The following is a 23,241-nucleotide window of genomic DNA, read 5'->3' as shown; positions in this document are numbered from 1 at the left end:
TGAAAGTAAGAATGAGCATCAGTATATCTAATGACTAACAAAAGCCTTCGTCCGTATGCTAATTACGGGCGAAGGCTTTTTCCATGTGAGTACTTGGGGTGATCTCTCTTATTTACTTATAGGGTCATCTGACCGGTTAACTGACGGCGTCTATCTCCTTCGGGGTCGTGCTCCATTTTAATATCCTGATGGAAAATAGCTGTAGTCCGCTCTTCCCTGTCGTACATCGGCCAAGCCTCCTCGGACAGCACAGGCTTCCCATCACGTGCAAAAGCAACCCATGCCTGCTGCATAGCTTGAGCGAGCTTCTGCATCGACGGTTGAATCTCTAATCCAAGCTTACCTAGCAGCTCCAGATTATCGAAAACAAACGCAATTTCGGCACCGTGAACCGCTTGTCCAAAGGTAGGATGCCCCGGCAATGTCCAATCAAAACGATACATCCATACAGGCGCATGCGCCGACTGCGCAACAGCAAGAGCCAATGCAGGACGCCAAAAAAATAGATCAGTCAACATTTGTGCCTGTCCCTCAATCGTAACAGGAAATGGTTCTATCAGGTCGCCGATGTCTGACATGCCCGTCATCATTTCCAATGCCTGACTCGCTGTTGACTTGTTCATTAGATGGGATTCTTTTCGGATGAAATAGGCCCCCTCATGCAAGTTCGTTCCAATCAAAACGGATACCTGCTTTGCTGAACCTTGCGCGATTGCAGACAGCGGTTCATCTGGCAAGGTCACACCGTCCACGACGGGTTGATAGATCATCGCCATCCCTGGTCCGATGACTTCATGCGTCTTCGCCATAGCTAGCATCAGCGCATCTGTCGGCAGCGTAAACAACCGTTCTGGATGCTGAGTGTCCACACCCAGCTGCTGCAGATACACAGCCGTCACTTGTTCGGCCTGTGAGGTTGGCAGTACCTGCGACGCACCGCTCTGCAAAATCGCACGCTGGAACAGTCCCTCAGCGGATGGCATCGCCAATAAAGCGGCAATACTCATCGCGCCTGCCGATTCACCGAACACCGTTACTTCGTCCGGGTTACCGCCAAAGGCAGAGATGTGATCCCTAACCCATTCCAGCGCAGCGATCTGATCCAGCAGTCCCGCATTAGAGGTCAGGCCATCTCCCTTTGGAGTCAGATGCAAAAATCCTAACGGCCCTAATCGATAATTGATCGTAACAACCACAACATCGCCATTCTTCGCCATGCGTTCCCCGTCATATAAAGGTATAATCCCGGACCCCGTGACAAAGGCACCGCCATGAATCCACACCATCACCGGACGTCCCTTCTCAGGAGCCTTCGAAGCAGGTGTCCAAATGTTCAGGTATAAGCAATCCTCTGACTGCTCAGGCGGTTCCACCAGATTTCCAGTCATACTTTCAGCGGATGGCATAGGTTGCGGACAGATTGGCCCAAAACTCGTCGCAGCCCGTACACCCTCCCAAGACTCCAAAGGCTGGGGCGCGTGAAAACGTAGTTTTCCAACAGGAGGCTGTGCATATGGGATACCTTTCCATACATGATATCCATTCCCGGTTTCCCCACGTAATTGACCTAAACGAGTATGTACTGTAATACTCTCCATCATGAAGCCTCCTTTATTTCGTATCTTCAACACAACGGTATAATATCAATCTTTACATATCTCTATTATACCCTTTGCACACGGCCAAACCAAAAAATACCGGAAGCACTTTTGCGCTCCGGCATTTTTATAAACAAGATAGAGAAATAGCGATTAATCCCGAACTTCTTCTTTCGGAATCAGCTTGTAAATTTCTTCGCTTTCCATAGAATCAATTAGTCGGTCTAGCCACTTGTAATAAGCGACGGCCTGCTTCATTTTCATACGATCTTGCTGAAGAATCGCCTTAAATTCCTCGTACTCTTCACCCTGATTCATCAATCTGTCCAGCTCATCAATGGCTTTGCGCAACACCAGTAAATTTGTTTCTACCGCTTTTCTCCATTTAATAGCGAAGAAGTCAGTGAAGGTTTGATGCCAGTCATATTCGACTTCATACAAGTCTTTGCGTGAGCCCTTGCTCCAAACCTTATTTACCATTTTCAGATCCAATAATGTTCGAACTCCTGTACTCATGCTCGTTTTGCTCATTTCCATTTCACGGCCCATCTCGTCCAGCGTCATCGGTTTATCCGCAAAGAAAAGCAAACCGTATAAATGCCCCGCAGACAAAGTGATCCCATACAGGTCCATGTTTTTACCTATAGCTTCTATAACACGTTTGCGAATTTTTTGCAGCGAAGCCTGCTGCTCATCACCTAACTGGTACAAGCTCATGCTTGCAACCTCCTAATTTTAGAGCATTTTGCACAACCTAGTATGAACGATTTACCCGTAAAAGATTAGCTTTGACGCAATGTATGAAATCTTTCAATTAATAAATGAAATGTTTCAAAAACAAAGCTTCTGTCTATATTACAACAGCATGGATCGTTCAAAATCATAATTCGCAAAATTGCTAATGATAGTAAACTTTTAAAATTATGGATATACATAAATCTTTTTCTTATGGTTATATTTCATTGTCTATTTTAAAAAAAGCACTATCGGTTGTAAAGTTCCGAATGTTTGAGCATTCTATAGAACGAAGGAGCATATCAGAGGAAACTTTGTACAGTTTTTTCTGTACGTACTTTATGAACAGTTTTTTTATTTGAAATGTAAGCAATGCTTCTGTTACAATTAATTTTGTCATTAACCGTTCAGGATGTTCAGAATTATGATTTTTATACTCAATCCTTAATGCAACAAGGGGTTAATACCAAGCAAAGTATAGAAAGAAGAGGTGTATGTATGACGATTTTGGAAGTCAAAAATGTCAGCAAACTCTTTGGTCCTCACGCAGAGCAAGGTGTTCCGCTCCTGGAGCAAGGCTGGGGCAAGGAAAAGTTGGCCAAAGAAAAACAGATTACTGTTGGTGTCAATAAGGCCAACATGGAAATTAAGCAAGGTGAAATTTTCGTAATTATGGGGCTATCGGGCAGTGGCAAGTCCACTTTGGTGCGAATGCTAAATCGCTTGATTGAGCCTACCTCCGGTGAAATTCTGGTCCATGGCAAAGATCTCCGTAAGATGAACAAAGAACAACTTCGCGAAGTTCGTCGTAAAACCATCAGCATGGTTTTTCAAAAATTCGCTCTGTTCCCACATCGGACTGTATTAGAAAATGTAGAATATGGTCTTGAAATTCAAAAGGTAGAAAAAGCACAGCGTCAGGAAAAGGCGCAACAAGCGTTGGAACTGGTTGGTCTTAAAAACTGGGGCGATAAAATGCCCGATGAATTGAGTGGCGGTATGCAGCAGCGTGTCGGCCTGGCACGGGCGCTGGCTAATGACCCTGAAGTGCTCCTGATGGATGAAGCGTTCAGTGCATTGGACCCTCTCATTCGCCGTGACATGCAGGATGAGCTGTTGGAGCTTCAAGATAAAATGAAGAAAACAATTGTGTTTATCACCCATGATCTGGATGAAGCGTTGCGGATTGGTGACCGGATTGCCTTGATGCGAGACGGTGCGGTCGTACAAATCGGTACACCGGAAGAAATTATGATCCAACCGGCTAACTCTTATGTAGCCCGCTTCGTCGAGGATGTGGATCTGTCCAAGGTATTGACGGCTGCTCATGTCATGCTTCGTCCAGAAACCATCACCATGGATCGTGGTCCGCGTGTGGCTCTGGAATTGATGCGGGAGCGTGGGATTTCCAATTTGTTCGTCATTGACCGTACTAAAAAGCTACTGGGTGTTATTAACGCCGAGGATGCTGTTCATGCACTGCGCAATAATTTGAAAATTGAAGATATTTTGATTACTGACGGACCGCAGGTTGCTGCCGAGACTGTCATTAATGATTTGTTTGAAATTACAAGCTCGTCCAAGGTGCCGCTGGCTGTGGTCGATGACAAGCAAAAGCTGCTGGGCGTTATCGTCCGTGGAGCATTGCTCGGCGCACTTGGTGGAGATGTTACCACTACAAAGGAGGTGAATGCCCATGATACCGAAACTGCCAATCGCTGAGTGGATTCAATCCATTGTCGACTGGATGGGTATTCATCTGGCTGGATTGTTTAATGTTATTTCTTCTATTATAGAAGCTGTAGTAGGCTTTTTCTCAGGCCTGTTCATGCTTCCGCACCCTCTGGTGTTCATCGTGATCATCGGGATTATCGCCTTTATGATCGGGCGGGTTCAGCTTACGCTGTTTACTGTCATCGGCTTCCTGCTGATTGATAATCTCGGCTATTGGAGTGAAACAATGAATACGCTCGGACTGGTCATCACGTCTGCACTCGTATCCATTGTTATCGGGATTCCCATCGGGATCTGGTGTGCATACAGTAAATCCGCATCCCGCATTATCACGCCTTTACTTGATTTTATGCAGACGATGCCTGCGTTCGTGTACTTGCTCCCAGCGGTTACCTTTTTCAGTCTGGGTGTTGTACCTGGTGTTATCGCATCTGTTATCTTTGCTATCCCCCCAACCATTCGCATGACTAACTTGGGGATTATGCAAGTCTCAGGTGAGCTCATCGAAGCCTCAGATGCTTTCGGTTCAACCTCTGCGCAAAAGCTGTTCAAAGTTCAGCTTCCACTGGCATTGCCTACCTTAATGGCTGGTATTAACCAGACGATTATGCTGTCACTATCCATGGTTGTTATTGCTTCCATGATCGGTGCAGAAGGCATCGGTGCTGTTGTATACCGTGCTGTGACACAGCTGCAAATCGGTAAAGGTTTTGAAGCCGGCTTAGCTGTTGTCGTTCTGGCTATTGTGCTTGACCGTTTTACGCAAAACCTGTTTAAACCTACGCAAAAAGGCAAAAGCCGCGTATCCAGCAAGCAAAAAGTATGGATTACTTCTGCAGTTACAGCTGTCATTTTGATCGCTGGTGCTTCCCAATATTTTGTTGATACAGATCATTCCGCATCTGGCAAAGGTAACGCTGCTGCCAACCCGGTTGGCGAAGAAGTCGGTTACAAAATTATCGGTATTGATGCCGGGGCAGGCATTATGAAATCGACTGCCAAAGCAATTCAAGACTACAATTTGTCTGATTGGAAGCTGGTTGAAGGTTCCGGTGCAGCTATGACGGCCACACTGGACAAAGCCATTAAAGCGAAAAAACCGATCATTATTACGGGTTGGACTCCTCACTGGATGTTCAACAAGTATGATCTCAAATATTTGGAAGACCCTAAGAAGTCTTATGGTGAAGCCGAGGGGATTCATACGATTGCCCGTAAAGGCTTGCAACAGGATGCTCCTATCGCTTATGAGTTTCTAAAACGTTTCAAATGGACACCGGAAGATATGGGTGAAATGATGGTTGCCATTCAAGCCGGAACCAGTCCTGAACAAGCTGCCCAGGATTGGGCGGAGAAACATGCCGATAAGGTTCAGGAATGGACTAAAGGACTGCAACCTGTCAATGGCGACACGTTCAAGCTGAGTTATGTCGCTTGGGATTCCGAAATTGCCAGTACGAATTTGCTAAGTTATATTTTGGAGAACAAACTAGGTTACAAAGTAACCGCACTTCAAGTGGAAGCAGGTCCTATGTGGACGGGTGTCGCTAGTGGTGATGTAGATGCTTCACCGGCTGCATGGCTGCCGTTAACACATGCGGATTACTGGGCTAAATACAAGGATAAGCTCGACGATCTTGGGGCTAATATGAGCGGTGTTAAAACCGGATTGGTCGTTCCAGCTTACATGGATGTTAAATCGATTATTGATTTGCAGGATAACGGAGCCGAAGCGGCTCCGGCTTCCGCCACAACCGAGGACTTTGGCAAAGAGGTCGGTTACCGCATTGTCGGTACCGACCCTGGCGCCGGACTAATGAAGCTGACCGCTAAAGCTATTAATGACTATGGCTTATCCGACTGGAAGCTGCTTGAAAGCTCTGGAGCTGCTATGACCGCTACACTGGATAAAGCTATCAAAGCCAAGCAGCCTATCGTCGTAACAGGTTGGACTCCTCACTGGATGTTTAACAAATATGATTTGAAATACTTGAAAGATCCTAAAAAAGCGTACGGTGATAAGGAAGAAATTCATACAATCGCCCGCAAAGGTTTAAAGCAGGATGCTCCTGTGGCTTATGAATTTCTAAGCCGCTTTAAGTGGACTGCTGAAGATATGGGTGAAGTGATGATCGCGATTCAGGACGGTATTGCCCCACAGCAGGCTGCCAAGAACTGGGCTGATAAACATCCTGACAAGGTACAGGCATGGATCAAGGGCCTACAGCCCGTCAACGGTGATCCTTTGAAGCTGAGCTACGCTGCTTGGGATTCTGAAATTGCCAGTACGAACGTATTGAAATATGTATTGGAACAAAAATTGGGCTATAAAGTAACAGCCCTGCAAGTGGAAATCGGCCCGATGTGGACTGGCGTGGCCGGCGGAAGTGTAGATGCTACTGCTGCCGCTTGGCTTCCATTGACGCATGCTGATTATTGGGCTCAATACAAGGATAAGGTGGATGACATCGGAACCAGCATGACTGGCGTTATGTCCGGGCTTGTCGTTCCATCCTATGTGCCGATTGATTCTATCGAGGATCTTCAGCCGCCGCAATAATATTTTTTCCACTTTTAAACCATATGAACAAGCAAAAGGCAGATCAGGGTTTACCCCTGATCTGCCTCAGAGTGTCGAGAAAGTCCAGAGGACTTTTCGACAATTCTATTTTTATATGGGGAGACGCATCTTTTAAAACAAAAATCGATTTAAAACGATCTGAGGACCCTAGTTTTTAGACCACTAAGACAGTTTTAAACCCCCTGCAAAAAAACAGGGGGTTTCTCGACAGCCTGAGGCAGATCAGGGTTTACCCCTGATCTGCCTTTTTATGAGTTCCATATTTAAAGTTGCTCTCAGCCTTTTAGCGTGAATCCTTCTTGAGCTGGCACATCGGCATGCTGCCCTGTCGTCTGGTGCTGTCTAAAGAATAACGGATAGATCACAAAGGACACCAGCAGACTCACACAACCAATGACGCCTAGAGCGATCATATCTTTAAAGATGTAGGTGATATCCAGTCCTTTGAGCGTGATGTTCCGTACAGCATCCAGGTAATACGTCAGTGGCAATATTTCAGCAAGCCCCCGCAAGAAGCCGGGCATTGCCTCTAATGGCCACGTATAGCCTGACAGCATAAAGGAAGGAACAGCAATCAGCATCAGCGTTTGGGTCGCATCCACTCTGGTCTTGGAAAAGAGACTGAACAGGAAGCCTAATCCGCACAAGGCAAAGTTAAAGACCAGCGACACCAAAATTAACGGCAGTACCTGTCCCCTAAACGGAATATCAAAGCATAAAGCACTGATACTGAATACAGTCAGCACATTGAAAGCTCCCGCTGCATAATACGGTGCCAGTTTGGCAATAGCCAAACGCCAAGGGGTATTTCTCCATGCACCAAATCTTCCCCAAGTCCCTGCTTCCTTATCACGCGTGCAGGACAACGCGATACCAAGCAGCAAACACTGCTGGAGAGCCGCAGAGATAACCCCTAGTGGCATGAAAAGCTTATAATCATATACCGGGTTAAATAGCACTCTGGATCGGAACGGGATGGTAGTCAGCGTCGACGCGGCCTGATCGGCGTTCATTCCCTTTTGTTTCATGGAATTGACCGATACTCCAGCGCTCACGCTGCTAATGACCTGATTCGCAATCCGACTGGCACTATTGGAATACATCATATTACTGCCGTCAATCAGCGTGAGCACGGGTGGATTCTCCCCATGCTTAAGCCGAGTCGTAAAGTTGTCGGGAATGACGATTCCGACCTTAGCTTCCCCGGTCTCTACCTGACGGACAGCATCTTCCTGATTGGTCGCTTGCCGTGTAACGGCAAATGAGTCGGTCGAATCGAACGCCTGAATGATCTGGCGACTGAGCTGTGAATTATCTCCATCGTACACTGTGACAGGCATCTCGGTAATCCGCTGATGTGAATATAGGAAGCCGAATAGTATCGTATACACAATCGGCGTAATCAGCAGAATAGCCATAAAGCGGCGGTCCCGGAAGATGCTCAGCCATTCCTCGCGAAACACATCGCGGATACGAAGTCTTTCCTGTGAATCCTGCATATTACTGCGCCCCTTTGCCTGTAAACAGGACCGTGGAGCCTGTTGGAACCGAAGCAGCAAGGTCCGGCAATGCTACTTTAACACCGAAGGAACGGACATCCTTGTCACCGGAGCTTTGGCTCGGTTTTTGAATGGCAAAGTCAGCAGCCGATTCTAACAGAATGACTTTACCCTTCAGCTCCTTACCGCCAGACAGCAATTTAATTTGGACAGTATCCCCTGCTTGAAGGCCATTCAGAGACGTTTCAGGTACATAGAATTTAGCCCAACGTTGTGTCGAAGTTTCAATGGTATAGACCGGGAATCCTGCGCTAGCCATTTCACCTAAGCTAAGCGACTTGGATTTTACGATTCCATCTTCAGACGCATATAGCGTCGTGTAGCTCAAATAGGTCTGAGCCTCTTGAAGCGCGGCTTCCGCTTGGGCTACCTGAGCATTGGCACCTGCAACCGCAGATTGAGCCTGCTCAACTGTGGATTGCGCCGCCTTCACAGCAGATTGCGCTTGTTCTACCGAAGCCTGAGCAGCTTTGACATCTTCCTGTTGCACAGCAACTTTGCCCGCTCCTGCCTGTGCTTCCTTCACCGCAGCCAAGGCTTGACGGTATTGAGCTTCAGCCGCCGTAATTTCCTCCTTGCGGCTTCCCTCCCGTGCCATATCCAATTTTTGCGACTCTGCATTATACTTGGCCACTGCCTGTTGATGTTCCAATGTCGCTTGATCCAAAGATGCCTGGGTTGCTGCTCCGGCTTCTTGAAGCTTTTTGGCACGCTCCAGATTTTTAACGGTCAGGTCCAGCGTTTCCTTGGCTATCTTCACAGATACTTGCAATTGCTCAAGCTCCTGCGGTCTTGCCCCGCTCTTGAGCGCATCCAGTTTTGCCTTGGCGGCGTTCGCAGCCGCTTTGGCCTGTTCGATCTGGCTGGAGGATGCCTCAGCGGTCACACTGACCGATGTCGTACCTTGGCTCTTCTTGGCCTGAGCGGCGCTCACAGTAGCCTGTGCCTGACCTACGCCTGCTTGAGCCTGCAACACACTGGCTTTTGCTTTGGATACATTACTCTTAGCTGCCAGCAACGCCGCCTGTGCCTGCTTCACCTTATCTTCCAACTCGCGACTTTCCAGATGGGCTAATACCTGCCCCTTTTTAACCTGATCGCCTTCCTTGACGAGCATCTGGTCAATCCGTCCTGCCATTTTAAAGCTGGCATTGAGGGTATCCGACTCCACATAAGCCGTAGGTATGGAAGAAGACTGATCCGCAGACAAGCTGCTCCCACCCCGTGGGAAAGCAGTCAAGGCATAAATTCCTACCGCGATTAAAATAATAAGTACGACGTAAATCGTATATTTTTTAGCTTTCATGTTTTCATCACTCCATCTGTCTATTAATGTTGCATGCCCAATGCATTACACACAAATACTTCAATACTTTCTCGAACCTCTTGCAGATTCATCGTTTCGCCCCAAACCATGGACCGCATCGGAGCGAAAATGTAAATCCCAAATAAGCAATTGGCTGTTGTTTTGGCATCCAGCTTACTTGAAATTTTCCCATATAACTTACCGGAATCGATCTCCGCCTCCATAAAATCAAAGTAGTCTGCCAGCACCTGCCTAATATTAAAATGCTGTTCCTGTGAGACCCATCCCTTGCTAACCAGTAAACGGCAGAAATCCGGCTCTCTCCCAATGAACTCAATATGTACTTGGATCAGCTTGTGAACCCTCAGTTCTACCTGATCCATAGGAACCTGAGCCATCGCTTCACGGATATCCTGCACAAATCGCTCCATCCCCATCTTCAAAATGTAAATGTACAATTCTTGCTTGTTTTTAAAATTGTAGTACAGGGTTCCTTTGGCTATGCCACAAACCTTAGCAATTTCTTCCATGTTTGTTTCGTTAAATCCTCGTTCGGAAAAGGCTTTAAGTGCGCCGTTAAAAATAATTTCCTTCGTTTGCTGTTTCATGCTTCCTCCTTTTTTGAACTGACCGTCCAGTACAAAAATTATGTATTTATTATAAGCCCATCTTTAGTTACCCAGCAATAGGAAAAATGAAAATAATTCATTTTAGACATTTCGTCTAAACGCTTATTCTAAAAAATAAAAATGCAAAAACGGATCGAATAAGTGAGGGGGTCACTCATTCGATCCGCTATGTCATAAAATCGGATGATAAGGGGGCCATTCTACAGATTATCAACCGATTTTAAGGGAAGGCCGACTATTTTTTCACCGTTTGATTGTATTGCGCAATTTTGCCTGTAATTTCTTGTGCAGCTTGATCCAATGCCTGTTTTGGCTGTTGCTGGCCACTCAGAACGGCCTCGATTGCACCTTCGACGATTTGGCGCGCTTCTGGGAATACGCCCATCACTGCGCCCTGTGTAGCGGTGGATTGTGCCGATGCGTGCAATTGGTCAACCGCCGTCTGGAATTGCGGATATTTTACCATATTGTCTTTGAGTACCTTCTCGTCATAGGCTGCTTTCGTGATCGGGAAGTACCCGGTATTTACACTCCATTGTGCCTGTACAGCTGGGGAAGCGACGAATTTAATGAACTCCCACGCTGCCTTCTGTTGGGCTTCAGGTTTGTTGTTCATAATGTACAAACTCGCGCCGCCTACAACCACGCCGCCTTCTTTAGCTTCATTGGCTCTTGGCAGGAATCCGGTGCCTACTTCAAATTTATCGCCAACCTGCTCCACAATATTACGCAGCGAAGCGGTGGAATCCAGCGTCATCGCAATTTGTCCTGCGGAAAAAGCCTTTGCCGTATCGTCTGAGTTACGTCCCAGATTGGATACAACCTTTTCATCGATCATTTTCTTCCACCACGTCAGCGTTTTTACACCGGCATCCGAATTCAGCATGGATTCCGTTGCCGCTTGGTCACGACCATTGCCATTATTCACATAATCCGCGTTCTGATTGGCAAACAGTTGCTCCATAAACCAGCCGTAGATGGCAATGGAAGCACCGGATTTACCATCCTTGCTCAAGGCTTTTGCAGCCTTTTCGAACTCAGCATACGTTTTCGGAGGATTAGCTGGGTCAAGTCCTGCGGCTTTGAATGCATCCTTGTTATAGTATAGTATCGGGTTTGACGTATTGAACGGCATGGCGTTCAATTTACCATCAATCGTGTAGTATCGTGTAATATTCGGCTCTAGCTGCGACAGATCGAACTTGTCTGCATCAATAAATTGTTGTACAGGTGTGATCATTTTGGAGTCGATCATGAATTTACTACCGATTTCGTATACTTGAATGATGTCCGGGCCGCTGTTGGAACCAAGCGACGCTTTCAGCTTGTTCAAGCTATCATCATATTTGCCTTGATATACTGGCTCTACCTGAATGTCCTTATGACTGGCGTTAAAGTCAGCAGCGATCTGCTTGATTGCTTTTTCACCGTTACCGGACATCGAATGCCACCAAGTCAGCTTCACTGGAGAAGTCGCTGCTGCCCCATCACTACCATTACTCGGCTTCTCTGCAGCAGTATTATTGCTACAACCTGCTGCAACCACCATGGCAGTCAGAATAAGCAGGGTCAATGTACTTTTCAGACGAAAAAATCTCATAATCTCTCTTCTCTCCCTTTGATTAAATGATCTTGAATTGGCATTCTCTTGCGATATTCTTGTGTGTTGAAGCTCTGTATATGGGCTGCTTGCGCAGGTGTTGCTTTTCATTTGAAATATGTGATCAGCCTTTAAGCGCACCCGCTGCCATTCCACGTACCAACTGCTTTAGTCCAAAGATCAGCAGGAGCAGAGACGGTAAAATGACAAGTGCCGTACCCGCAAACACCAGATTCCATGAAGTCGATTCCTGAAATTCGAGCATGGATATTCCGATCTGTACCGTACGCATATTCTCACTATTGGTGATCAGTAAAGGCCAGAGGTACGAATTGTACATATTCAGGAAGGAATACACAGCCAGTGTTCCAAGCGCAGGGCGCGATAATGGAAGCACATGGAACACAAAGTAACGGATATGTCCGCACCCATCCATACGAGCCGCCTCAAACAGTTCCTTGGGAAGCTGGAGAAAAAATTGCCTTAACAGGAATGTTCCGAATGCCGTCGCCAGAAAAGGAACCGTCAATCCTTGATATGTATCAAGCCAGTTCCAGCTTCGTACCGTCAGGTAGTTTGGAATAATGGTCACTTCCCAAGGGATCATCATCGTCGCTACAAACATGCTGAAGATGAAGTTTTTTCCCTTGAATTCCATTTTGGCAAAGGCGTAGGCCGCCAAGCTGGCTGTAATCAACTGCCCAATCATCGTCAGACCCGAAATGAGAAATGTATTTCCAATAAAGGCTGCAATCGGAACAATTTCAAACACTTCAGTGAAATTTGCCATATGAAAAGAATGTGGAAGAAAGCTTGGTGGATAAGCGCTTGCTTCCTCCGGCGACATGACTGCCATAAAAAACGTATATATAACCGGATACAAAATGAGAGCAGCTGCAATCGTAAGCAGTACATACAGCAATGTTGAATTCAGGTGTCGTTTCATTGGTAATGCACCTTTCTTTCCACCCATTTGAACTGAATCATCGTGAGCAGCAGAATGACGGCAAACAAGACAATGGCCTGCGCGCTCCCCGTTCCAAACCGGAAATTAACGAAAGCCTCCTGATAGATGGAATACACGAATACATTCGTACTGTTCACCGGACCGCCTTTGGTCAAAATGTTAATTTGAGCAAAAGACTGGAAGGCCCCAATGATGGAGACTACTGTTACAAAAAAGATCGTCGGTGATAACAGTGGCAGGGAGATACGCCAGAACGTGACGAGCGGGCCAGCTCCGTCCATTTTGGCACTTTCATACATGTCATCTGGAATCCCTTGAAGTCCGCTCGATAAGATAATGTAATTGAAGCCAAGATTCATCCAGATGGTCATCATGGCTACTGAGAACAGCGCCCAATCCGGGCTGGTCAGCCACGGAACCGGATTAATATGTAGCAGGGAAAGCACATAGTTGAACATCCCCAGTGTCGGATGAAAAAGAAATTTCCAAATGACCGCAGATGAACCGACCGACAACACCATCGGCAGCGAAAAGGCAAACTGGAAGATACGCATTCCCCGCAATTTACTGTGTGTAAGTGCAGCCAGTACCAGCGCCAATAAAATACCTACTGGTACTGTTAACAGTGCAAACAGGAGTGTGACCTTAATTCCTTGTAGAAACAGTCCCGAACTGAAAAGTGTAGTAAAATTATCTAACCCCACATAAGCTGCAACGTTTCCTGCGGGATCTGTAGAATGCAAGCTGAGATATACGGACTTGATCATCGGGTAAAACATAAATACAGCAAACAAAATAAGCGATGGAGCCAAAAAGGTATACGCCAGCGCGTTTTCGCGCAATCTTTGAATTTTTAGCGAACCCGTGCGTATGCGGGCTTTAGACGAAGTCTGTTGCTGACTCCTCGTCCCCAGTCCCATAGATTTGTTAAGCTCACCCAAAACGGAGCGCCCCTTTCTTTTCAAACCAACCTCAGTAAGTGTATCGTTTTGATGTAAAGGGAACGTCAAATGGACTGGAGTAAAATGTTAATGTTTTTTCATTTTGTAAAAGCAACTCTCTATAGGTATAAGCACAAGGACATAGACTCCTGCATATAATGCATCATTACAGGGTATGGAGGTTAGAGGCGAATGCCATACAACACCGTCAATCCGCAAACTTTATATCAAGCTAGACCGGAATTACAGGCGGAACTCAAAAATATCCACGATCATTTGCATTATCAATTAAGCCCCTACATGAATCACACGGTTAGGGTGCAAACGATGGATCATCAAGTATATGAAGGAACGATTATTCACATCGATGCGGATCATTTGTATTTAAGAGTCCCTCAGCAATATCACTCACCCTTCTCAGGCACCACCCCTGATCGCTCCTATGCCTACAACAATGTCATTCTGCCGTTGGTGTTATATAATTTATTGGTTATAACTCTGTTGAGCTGACGCTCGATCCACATCTCTCTAATTAAAAGACAAAAAAACCTCCAAATTCTGTAAGGAGCCTTCTTGGCACATTACGAAGTTGGAGGTTTTAGTTATTTGTTTTTCATAATCATTAGTTCTCACAAGAGATACCTGCTTCTTGCTCTAGTACAGCTATAAACCTTTCTATACAATCTCCACTCGGCAGGTGGGTGAACACCTCGTTCACACCCTGATTGATCAGCGTGATGTTCCCCCTAGAATCCGACAAACCCTTATCCAGCTTAGCCAGTGAAATATGGTGATAATTGATGAACTTGACCCAAGGAGTACCCATAGTGCAGGAATAAAAGATGATTCGTTGGGATGTCACTGCCAGCATTCCATGATGCGATATCTTCTGGGAGCTCTGTTGCAAATCATATGTACACCCCATACATGATCGGATGTGTTCGCCCGCTTCTAACGTCATACTAATAGCTTGCAACTCTTTTTCATTTGTTTGCATCCCGTCTCATCTCCTGTTCGAAGTTCAGGAACGAGTCGCAGCTTCTTGACCTCAGATCAGCTTTTGCGGCTTGTCCCGTCGACCTCTTCATTTTTCGTCAGATTAAGACTCTCACGAACTGGACAATGACCTACCTCAACTGCACATTGAAACCAAGGATGGATATGTACAACTTAACATGGGTACAGAATGTTATCAACAAGCAAGCTATCACTCTTTTTCAGCATAACTCCGCAATCTGCGCATTGCTGAAGAAGCAATTAGATCTAATTTTAAGTGATTGGAATTGATGAATTTCAGAAACGAGGAATGGTATACGCTTCTTCTTGGCAAGCTAATGTGAGAATACGTTAGAACGGAGAAGAAGCCTTATGAAATACAACCGTTTGCTGTGCGCTGGAATCGCTGTTTCTTTACTGTGTATCAGCTCTTGTCCCACTCCATCTACCAATGCACAAGCCCCATCATCCGCCTCCCCCACTCCTACAAAGGGAAGGGCCTATTACGAAGAACGGGGCGACATTGTGTGGGAAGTTCCTACCCATCGTAAGCTTATCGCTCTCACATTCGATGACGGACCGGACGAAAGCAATACGCCTGCCATTTTGGATTTGCTTAAAGAGTACAATGCTAAAGCGACCTTTTTTGTCGTCGGCAGCCGTGTAGAAAAGCTTCCTGATATTGTGAAACGAGAACGAGCAGAAGGGCATGAAGTAGGCAATCATACCTTTTATCATTCATCTTTTCAGTATATTTCCCGTAACAAAGCTCTGACAGAATTAGATCAAGGCCAAGCGAGCATCGTTCAAGCAACTGGTGCGGGAACCCATCTTTTTAGGCCCCCCGGCGGCTCCTATACCGATTCGTTAGTCAAGCTCTCCAAAGAGAAGGGACTGAAAATTATTTTATGGTCCTGGCATCAGGACACCCTGGATTGGCGAAAACCAGGCATACACCGTATCGCTAATAGGGTGCTTCGCAACGCCCGTAATGGCGACATTGTCCTGATGCACGATTATGTACATCAAAGTACACAAACCGTCGAAGCCCTGAAAATCATTTTACCGGAGCTCAAGAAGAAAGGGTTTACCTTCGTCACGGTATCCGAATTACTCTCTAATCGGGAGAAACCGGATGGGCTCATTGAAGTGAATAAGTAAAAGAGAGCAATAAAACTCCGTCAATTATTTGTTGACGGAGTTTTATACATGAGGATTTTGCGAAAACTCAATAAGGAACTGATAATTCTCCGGATAATGTGTTGTTAACGAATGACTCAGAGAATGTACGGTAAGGCTGGCTTGAACTTTAAAGAAGCCTATTACATCCTATTGCTATTTTCATTTGCTAGCTGTACCTTTCAGTCCAACGTTTTGGAGGCTAGCCATTGCATCATCGTTATTTTCTTTCCGTTAATCACCTTCGATACTTCGTTGTTATAGACGTAAATCCAAGACCAGTGGCCATTGTATTCATACGGTATTTGGTCGCTCTTTTTGTACAAACCAGAGGTATCTACTACGTTATCAAATAACGACATATGAACATCCTTTGCTCCAGCATTCACTAAACGGTTGTAGGTCGGAACCGTATAATCGTTCGGCGGAACCACGGTGTCGGTTTTGGCAGCCACAAACCAGATCGGCAGGTCCTTCATTTCGTTAATCTGTTCATCGGTTATAAGGCTGTCCTTCAAGGCTTCACAGGCCACCACAGCGGCTGCAAAATAGTCTTTATAATCACGGATCATCAGCATAGTCATGTAACCGCCGTTGGAGTCTCCGCCAATGTAGATTCGATCTGTATCAATGTCTTTGTTCTTGGCCACGTACTCCTTAATTAAGGACATCAATGCTTGCTCGTATTTGGAGGTGCCGTCTCCGAAGCCTGTAAAACCATCCATCCAGTAGGTTGGAGTCTGAGGTGCCAGCACATAAGCCCCTTCAAAATAGGCTTGAATATCTTTAGATGCAAAATTCGCTGCATTATTTCCGGAAATCGGAATCGTCGGATCTGTACCTCCCTCACCCATACCATGCAGCCAGATCACCAAGGGGTTTTTCACTTTGTCTTTTGACGGTGCATAGTCCGCATAGGTTAAAGTAATCCCGTCAAAAGTAGCTTTGCCGGTTGCAAATTGATCAACTAGCTTCCGTATCTGACCTGCGGAAGTATCAATTTTCAAGCCGGAAATCGTTCCTGATGTGGTTTTAATAGCTTTTTGCTGCGTGATTGTGTATTTGTTATCATTCCATGCGTTAAACCCGGAACCTGCCGCATCATAATGAATAGCTGAGCTTAGTGTTAAGGCTGGGCCGACTTCCATTTCTAATACCACATAGCTTCCGGTTTTATTTACAGGGTTGCCACTTTTGTCCGATACATAGGCCTTGGTGACTTTCCGGTTGCCACTCTCAATAAAGGGATTTACCAGCCTATTGTCGCTTCTTCCCACATGCACCTTAAATGTATCCTTTGTTATCGCATCTTTAGGTACTGGCTTACCCAGGTTAACAATGATCTTCGTAATGGCTGCTCCCCAATCCTTAACCTCCGCAACCGTCCGGTACGAGGTGGGCTGTATCTTTACATCCTTGGCCCATGCACCGGAATTGAAAGCAAGGGTCGTACCGATAGCTAAAGTGAATAACATAGTTGTTTTAGCAGCCTTTTGAAACCGTTTAAACATGATGTCTTACCTCCCGGGTCCATTAATAAAACGCTTACATTATTTATTTTAATGATTTTTTTATTTGTATCCTGTCTTTTATTAGCCTATTTCAGGTCAATTACTGACTCCTTGCTCCAGAATACCTCTTGTTCTCTTTTCGATATTGATGCGGTGTTGCCTGATAAACCTTTTTAAATACCCTGGCAAAAGACTTCTCGTTCGGAAATCCATGCTCCAGCGCAATTTGTATGATGGAATGATCCGTATTCATGAGAACTCGAAAAGATCTCTCCAGACGGATGGCATTGATATATTGAAATAAGGTCATCCCTACATGCTTCACAAAAAAACGGGACAAATATTCGGGAGACAACCCAAAAACCTGAGCTATGGAATACAAGGATAAACTTTGATCGTAATTCTTTTTGATATAATCGGTTATCAACGTCAGCCGCTCCAAATATTTATCGGAGTTAAAGCCACGGATAGATTCATGATCCATTTTAAAATGCATTAATAACAGATACACCAGTTTATAAGATAATGACGTTAAATGGATATGTGCTAAAGGATCATTATGCTGGTTGAGATAAGCCGCAAATAAGGTGTTTAATAAGTCACGCAGCTCCGCAAAATGCTGTAATCTCTGCTCGTTAGTTTCGAAAATGGAAATACAGTCAAATGAAATGGGATTGCTGCCGTTAACAAATTCAGAAGGAATCAGAACCGTTATAGCCTCTCTTCCTTGTCCCTTAGCCACAGAAAAGGAATGAATAGCATTCGAATTAATGAGCACAATGTCTCCTTCTTTGGAGCTATAACTGGCGCCATCAATATAGATATTATCGATTTTCCCTGAAAGCACATAGGATATTTCGATGCTATCGTGCCAATGCCTAGGTATGTACGCTGGTTCATTGGAGGAATGAACTATAATTTTTAACGGAAAATGATTGTCTGCCTGGACCAGCTCATATTTGTATTCCAAGTTTGTCGCTCCTCTCAGATGTGAACTCATAAATAGAAGAAAATGGCTTCAGCAGAGTGCCGAAACCACTTGTATTTAACCTTCCTCTCTCTATAAACAAAAAAACCTAAGTATAACAAAATACATAAGATCCTTAGATCTTAACATTTTGTTCCTTAGGTTTTGCCTGCGTAACAGTAACAATCCTAGTGCTATTCATTTAATTAAGCTAAGTATATAGCGGGTTGAAAATCATGTCAACGCTTTCATTTAAGGCGTAATGAAACGATAAAACCTTATAGATCATGTGTAAGTCTATATATAACACTGCAATTTGGATCATTATAAAAGGCTGATTATGAGAGTGTCCATAATCAGCCTTTTGTTTTACACTATGTGGTCAAACAGGGCGTCTAATCATAGAAGCCCTTGATGCATAAGGTTTTTTCAACCTATTACATCATGCCGCCCATCTTTGATTTACTCTCACAGAGGAACGTCGTAAAACTTATCTTCTATTGTATAGCTTGTTTGGGCTTATCTTCAGAAAGTTTTATTCGTCTACATCCGCCCTCAGAACTGGCCTTGTGAATCTGGTGGAGTTAAAGGGAGTGCTAGTTGTGTCTCATCTATTATTTTGAACAAGCATTGTATTGAAGAGCCAGCGAAAATTCCATCTGAAATACTGAGCTAGATGCCAATCTTCATAGCCATTTAATACACCTTCATTTAACCAGTAAGACTCTGGTTTTCCGCTCGTCACAGCTTCAGACACATAAGCGATCGTTTTTTCTAAAAAGCGAATGACATCTAGGATTTTATCTGGAGTGGACACATCTCCATGCCCGGGAATGACAGTATCTATCTTCAGATCTCTTTGAATGCGTCTAAGGATGCGTATCCAAGCGTAGGGATTACCGTATGGCATGACCGGAATCGTCTTGTTGGTTATTAAATCACCAGCAATCAAGGTTCGTTCTTCAGGCACGTAAATAACGGCATCGCTTAAAGAATGGCCGCCTCCGTAAGATAAAACTTCGACAGTGCGTTTTGCTCCTTTTATAACTAGTTTATCGTCAAAAGTTATCGTGGGTATCACCCTACGAAGGGAAGGGACAGCATCATACAGGGCTCTCTGCACGGAAAGATCATAGCCGATTTCGGTTAACATGTGCGGATTTTTTTCTTGTGAACGTACTTGATGTAGGCTATTTATTAACTTCTGAATGTTTTGTTGCATTAGATCAATATTCACTTTACCCATTTCAGATAGCAAATCTCTTGTCCAAACGGTAGATATAAAATCACTTTCCATGAATTCCTGATTGCCGTTGACGTGATCTCCATGGAAATGAGTATTGATCACATATTTAATTGGTTTATTCGTTAATTGTTCTGCGGTTTGACGTAACAAAGCACCAGAATGCGGTAGGTTGGTTGTGTCCACAACAACGGTCAAATCCCCAATGTCAATAATTGCTGCATTCCCCAGCGAACCACTACCAGGTACCGAAATAGCACCCCAGATACCTTCCGCTGCTTGTTGAATCGTGAAATATTTGTTGTTCATTGTTTATGCCTCCATCAAAATAAGTTTGACACCATTTCCTTTTATCTTTAGTTTTTTTATGTTTCATGTATATCAATTAGCAACTTTAGCTTACAAGTTAGAGTCAACTAGAAATCAAGCACAAATTTTGAAATGAAGTTAGAGGTGCAATATCGACTTCGAGTTGACTTAAATAGTTTTAAATTTTGGTTTAGAAAAAAGGAGTGACATAAAAAACAATGCTTACTATAAGTCAAGTATCAGAAAGAACGGGGCTAACTCCTTATACGATTCGCTATTATGAAAAAATTGGAGTGCTACAGGAACCAAATCGAAGAAATGGAAGGACACGCATTTATACCGAAAGTGAGGTTTCATATATACAATGTTTAATTAGATTAAAAAAATTGGGATTGTCGCTTGAGGAGATTACGGAATTTACTCGTGACGGATGTGTACTGGATAAAATTCAAAAAGGGGAAGAAGTTGCTAATTTTACTCCTGCCTTACACCTACGGATAGAAATTCTGGAAAAACATCTGGTGGAACTGGAATCCAAGCGGCAGGAACTTGAGTGCATGATTTCCCTTGCTAACGAGAAGATAGCCCTGTACCAAAAACTTACGAAAGACGATATAGTAATATAGAAGACCTGGTTCACCACCAGCATATACGATGGCAACAGAATTGATTGAACTAACGGGAAACGTTAGTTCAATCAATTAGCGATAGTCTAGGGCTTTATTTTCCCGTCCTAGGCTACCATTGTTTCTTTTGTTGTAGTTATCAACGAACATTTAAAAAGTAGACTCATACCAGTTACCCAGTTGAGCCCTTTACATCTACTCTAAATTCAAACTGATTCCTCATGAAAAAAGTTCCGTTAATCTTAACCGACTCCGGTGTAATATTCTCCACTGCTCCACTGTAATCCACAATATCTATCAAACCCTCGTTCAACGGCTGAACCATATATATTCTTGCCTGGCTTAATGCAGCAGCAAATAGTTCTAAATCCGATTTTAACACTTTATATGTATGCTTCATGCTGATCACCTCGGTCATTCATTCGATGAATGATCTGAGAAATCCTTCAATAAAATATTCCCCTGCCGACAAAACCAAACAAGCGCATAGGCTATTACCAAATACGCTTGTTGGGCTCTACTTTTTACCATCCTTAAAAAAATGAGTCAAGTCAAGTGAAGTAGTATTATCCAACAATTCTTTTCACAAAATTAAATCCAACACGCTTTAGTAATTATGACCAACAGGATAAAGAGCACCAAAATTGCACCCGTCGATGTGAAAGGACAAAAATGTTTGGCCTTATGCTCATGTCCACATTCACTTACATGAACTCCTCCTTTTTTTAAGTTACGGTATATAGTATGTGTCCTTAAAGAAATTGACAGGGCTAAACAGCAAATCAAAAAACATCCAACCAGCTTAGCCAGCAGGGTGTCATCGATGCTTTCGTATGTGTTGTTATAAGCGTAATTCATTTGGTCTATTTTGTGAATATATAGAAAAATATTCCTAGTACTGATAGACTATCTTAAAATAAAACTGAGGTGAATAATCGAATGTCAATATCGTTTAAAAAATATGTATTGCAATTTTTACAGTAATCATTTTTTGTTCATTCGTTCTTCCTGGCGTATATGCTCAAAAACCTTACGAAAATTACACTACTATAGGTGATTGGATGCTAGGCTCCGCCTTTTCCGATCTACAACCAAAGTTCAAAAACATGAAAATAGAAACGGAATATTATCAGATCGCATACAGTGGAAATGTTGCTTTTTTTATAACAATCAGTACCTTCATTTCCATAAGGGAATTCTTGAATATGTAGGTGTTTACCAAAAGGGAAAAGATATCAAACGCAAGGTCGTGGTGGGTGATACAGTAAAAAAAGTTGTGGAAAATCTAGGCAATCCATTGACTCAAATGAACGCATCCGAATCAATTTATTATTCTTATGGTACTGATTATACCGATCCTGAGTTAACGGTAGAGATCAAAAACGGAAAAGTTTTCTCCGTCCAGCTAGAAAAATTCACAGAAGGGTTCCCGGACGAAAACAGGGCAGTTCAATACTATCTGAATAAAAACAAAGATAAATTAGTTTCACAAAATGATTGAACCCCGGAGCAATCCAGGGTTTTAATATTCCGTATAGTACCTATTAGCGCTTCCTGGGGGCGTTGGCGGCGTAGTAACCTTTGGATCTCTATCCCAGTCCTCCAGGATTACAATGTGTCGCGTGTCCGTTTTGTTTTCACACAAGAGAAGATATAGTTATCCTGCTCCAAGGCTAGCAAACCCGCCTTTATGTCCTCTGTACGCCTCCCTGTCTTAATCTCCAGATCTAACATATCACGGCGGCCTGCTGAAAAGTTGTAGACTGAACGGCGACGTTAAGCTAACGGGCAGGATAGTTCCAACATTCTTGTATTTACAAACTCAATAGGTATTTGGTAAAATTAAACAAATGCAATGACGAGAAGAGTAAATAAGGTTTACTTTAACAGAGAACTCTGGTAGCTGAAAAGGAGTAAAGGAGATCTTATTGAATCAAGTCTCTGAGCATCACATCGAAACTTGAACTAGTTCGGGGGATGGTGTGACAGGAGCTCCTGTTACAGAGCTAGAGTATAAGTATGTGTTGGCATGCCGTACTCGATGAGGCTAATCTGAAGACAGATTAGCGAACTGGGGTGGTACCACGACGAGATCTCGTCCCCAAGACTTCGTTCTTGGAGGTGGGATTTTTTATCTTTTTGGAGAAGTAGAAAGCCAATTAGCATTAATAATCATGGGGAGGCCTTTCAAGCAAAATGAAGGTTATTATGGAAAGGAGATATGAATCCAATGATGAAAGCTTATTTGAAATATTTCTTATACATCCTTAATCACAAATTGAATGTTCTCATTGAATGTTGGAAGGAAGGCTTGTATATTCAGGGGATTATTCATGATTGGTCGAAATTTTCACCGGCTGAGTTCTTTCCCTACGCAAAAAAATTTCACTCTGGAAAACCTTTGAATTTAGAAGATGAGTTGAATTGGAAATACGCATGGCTTCGTCACCAACGTAAAAACAAGCATCATTGGGAATATTGGGTTGTTAATCCCGACACCAAAGAGGTATTACCCATGCCGAGGAAGTATGTCGTCGAGATGGTATGTGATTGGCGCTCCTTTTCAAGGAGATGGGGGAGAAAGGTAAAAGAATCTACCCTAAACCTTACAGATAGCATAGTTGTTCATCCTGCAACGAAAAGAGAACTTGAGCTTCTAACATCCCTCAAGGGAAAGATAAACCATTGAGCTCCCTCGAAGTGATTAAGTTTTCTCACTCAAACTCATGAATTCGCAGGATTTCACCTTTAGTTTAGCGC

Annotated in this window: 21 protein-coding genes and 1 other annotated feature; of the genes, 7 read left to right on the top strand and 14 right to left on the bottom strand. The window is 44.0% G+C overall.

Translation table 11 applies throughout. The annotated features are described in order from the left end of the window. Positions 1-116: 116 nt before the first annotated feature. Together NLX78_RS22425 and NLX78_RS22420 are read right to left on the bottom strand one after the other, a co-directional pair. On the bottom strand, positions 117-1,598 hold the full coding sequence (locus NLX78_RS22425; RefSeq protein ID WP_254351631.1) for a carboxylesterase/lipase family protein: 1,482 nt from the start codon (positions 1,596-1,598) through the stop codon (positions 117-119). Positions 1,599-1,751: 153 nt separating this feature from the next. Continuing rightward, the gene (locus tag NLX78_RS22420; RefSeq protein WP_028543060.1) at positions 1,752-2,315 is read right to left on the bottom strand and encodes a GbsR/MarR family transcriptional regulator; all 564 of its coding nucleotides are present in this window, start codon (positions 2,313-2,315) and stop codon (positions 1,752-1,754) included. A gap of 516 nt (positions 2,316-2,831) precedes the next feature. Between NLX78_RS22420 and NLX78_RS22415 the strand changes: the two genes are divergently transcribed. Together NLX78_RS22415 and NLX78_RS22410 are read left to right on the top strand one after the other, a co-directional pair. Then, on the top strand, positions 2,832-4,055 hold the full coding sequence (locus NLX78_RS22415) for a quaternary amine ABC transporter ATP-binding protein (protein ID WP_029516322.1): 1,224 nt from the start codon (positions 2,832-2,834) through the stop codon (positions 4,053-4,055). After that, positions 4,030-6,627: a glycine betaine ABC transporter substrate-binding protein gene (locus NLX78_RS22410; RefSeq protein WP_254351549.1), complete on the top strand. Its 2,598-nt coding sequence runs from the start codon at positions 4,030-4,032 to the stop codon at positions 6,625-6,627. The genes NLX78_RS22415 and NLX78_RS22410 overlap by 26 nt, the downstream gene beginning before the upstream one ends. A gap of 296 nt (positions 6,628-6,923) precedes the next feature. Here NLX78_RS22410 and NLX78_RS22405 read toward each other — a convergent pair whose 3' ends face one another. From NLX78_RS22405 to NLX78_RS22380, 6 genes are all read right to left on the bottom strand, one after another. Beyond that, entirely contained in the window at positions 6,924-8,147 is a 1,224-nt protein-coding gene (locus tag NLX78_RS22405; RefSeq protein WP_254351548.1) for an ABC transporter permease, read from the bottom strand. A 1-nt stretch (position 8,148) separates the two neighbouring features. Beyond that, a complete protein-coding gene (locus NLX78_RS22400; RefSeq protein WP_209949640.1) occupies positions 8,149-9,513 on the bottom strand; it encodes an HlyD family secretion protein in 1,365 nt (454 codons plus the stop codon). Positions 9,514-9,536: 23 nt separating this feature from the next. Then, on the bottom strand, positions 9,537-10,121 hold the full coding sequence (locus NLX78_RS22395; protein ID WP_250259014.1) for a TetR/AcrR family transcriptional regulator: 585 nt from the start codon (positions 10,119-10,121) through the stop codon (positions 9,537-9,539). 256 nt (positions 10,122-10,377) lie between these two features. Continuing rightward, the gene (locus NLX78_RS22390; protein WP_250259016.1) at positions 10,378-11,742 is read right to left on the bottom strand and encodes an ABC transporter substrate-binding protein; all 1,365 of its coding nucleotides are present in this window, start codon (positions 11,740-11,742) and stop codon (positions 10,378-10,380) included. A 124-nt stretch (positions 11,743-11,866) separates the two neighbouring features. Beyond that, the gene (locus NLX78_RS22385; protein ID WP_209949644.1) at positions 11,867-12,688 is read right to left on the bottom strand and encodes a carbohydrate ABC transporter permease; all 822 of its coding nucleotides are present in this window, start codon (positions 12,686-12,688) and stop codon (positions 11,867-11,869) included. Further along, a complete protein-coding gene (locus NLX78_RS22380; protein WP_043882098.1) occupies positions 12,685-13,650 on the bottom strand; it encodes a carbohydrate ABC transporter permease in 966 nt (321 codons plus the stop codon). Before NLX78_RS22380 ends, NLX78_RS22385 begins: the two co-directional genes overlap by 4 nt. Positions 13,651-13,842: 192 nt before the next feature. Between NLX78_RS22380 and NLX78_RS22375 the strand changes: the two genes are divergently transcribed. After that, positions 13,843-14,160 carry a hypothetical protein gene (locus NLX78_RS22375; RefSeq protein WP_254351547.1) on the top strand — a complete coding sequence of 106 codons (318 nt, stop codon included), beginning with the start codon at positions 13,843-13,845 and terminating at the stop codon, positions 14,158-14,160. A gap of 112 nt (positions 14,161-14,272) precedes the next feature. Here the strand turns inward: NLX78_RS22375 and NLX78_RS22370 are convergent, their stop codons facing one another. Then, positions 14,273-14,647 carry a PH domain-containing protein gene (locus NLX78_RS22370; RefSeq protein WP_254351546.1) on the bottom strand — a complete coding sequence of 125 codons (375 nt, stop codon included), beginning with the start codon at positions 14,645-14,647 and terminating at the stop codon, positions 14,273-14,275. 371 nt (positions 14,648-15,018) lie between these two features. On the opposite strand from NLX78_RS22370, the gene NLX78_RS22365 reads away from it, so the two are divergent. After that, positions 15,019-15,807, top strand: coding sequence for a polysaccharide deacetylase family protein (locus tag NLX78_RS22365; RefSeq protein WP_254351545.1), 789 nt, complete (start codon positions 15,019-15,021; stop codon positions 15,805-15,807). A gap of 200 nt (positions 15,808-16,007) precedes the next feature. Here NLX78_RS22365 and NLX78_RS22360 read toward each other — a convergent pair whose 3' ends face one another. From NLX78_RS22360 to NLX78_RS22350, 3 genes are all read right to left on the bottom strand, one after another. Then, on the bottom strand, positions 16,008-17,336 hold the full coding sequence (locus tag NLX78_RS22360; RefSeq protein ID WP_254351544.1) for a prolyl oligopeptidase family serine peptidase: 1,329 nt from the start codon (positions 17,334-17,336) through the stop codon (positions 16,008-16,010). Between the two features lie 100 nt (positions 17,337-17,436). Further along, a complete protein-coding gene (locus NLX78_RS22355) occupies positions 17,437-18,306 on the bottom strand; it encodes a helix-turn-helix transcriptional regulator (RefSeq protein WP_254351543.1) in 870 nt (289 codons plus the stop codon). A gap of 604 nt (positions 18,307-18,910) precedes the next feature. Continuing rightward, a complete protein-coding gene (locus NLX78_RS22350) occupies positions 18,911-19,855 on the bottom strand; it encodes an MBL fold metallo-hydrolase (protein ID WP_254351542.1) in 945 nt (314 codons plus the stop codon). Between the two features lie 218 nt (positions 19,856-20,073). Between NLX78_RS22350 and NLX78_RS22345 the strand changes: the two genes are divergently transcribed. Beyond that, positions 20,074-20,481 (top strand): MerR family transcriptional regulator, encoded by a 408-nt coding sequence (locus tag NLX78_RS22345; protein ID WP_254351541.1) that lies wholly within the window; start codon positions 20,074-20,076, stop codon positions 20,479-20,481. Between the two features lie 172 nt (positions 20,482-20,653). Here the strand turns inward: NLX78_RS22345 and NLX78_RS22340 are convergent, their stop codons facing one another. Continuing rightward, positions 20,654-20,881: a hypothetical protein gene (locus tag NLX78_RS22340; protein ID WP_254351540.1), complete on the bottom strand. Its 228-nt coding sequence runs from the start codon at positions 20,879-20,881 to the stop codon at positions 20,654-20,656. Between the two features lie 191 nt (positions 20,882-21,072). Continuing rightward, positions 21,073-21,222 (bottom strand): YjcZ family sporulation protein, encoded by a 150-nt coding sequence (locus NLX78_RS26925; protein ID WP_483311692.1) that lies wholly within the window; start codon positions 21,220-21,222, stop codon positions 21,073-21,075. 316 nt (positions 21,223-21,538) lie between these two features. Here NLX78_RS26925 and NLX78_RS22330 point away from each other — a divergent pair, with 316 nt between their 5' ends. Further along, positions 21,539-21,982 carry a hypothetical protein gene (locus tag NLX78_RS22330; protein ID WP_254351539.1) on the top strand — a complete coding sequence of 148 codons (444 nt, stop codon included), beginning with the start codon at positions 21,539-21,541 and terminating at the stop codon, positions 21,980-21,982. Positions 21,983-22,327: 345 nt separating this feature from the next. Further along, positions 22,328-22,587: a binding site (T-box leader), on the top strand. A 124-nt stretch (positions 22,588-22,711) separates the two neighbouring features. Beyond that, on the top strand, positions 22,712-23,170 hold the full coding sequence (locus NLX78_RS22325; RefSeq protein WP_250267713.1) for a DUF5662 family protein: 459 nt from the start codon (positions 22,712-22,714) through the stop codon (positions 23,168-23,170). Positions 23,171-23,241: the final 71 nt, after the last annotated feature.

The sequence above is a fragment of the Paenibacillus sp. Lou8.1 genome (assembly GCF_024213565.1).
Taxonomy (GTDB): Bacteria; Bacillota; Bacilli; order Paenibacillales; family Paenibacillaceae; genus Paenibacillus; species Paenibacillus polymyxa_B.
The sequence above is the reverse complement of the archived record's forward strand: the minus strand, read 5'-3'. Positions and strand labels throughout refer to the sequence as shown.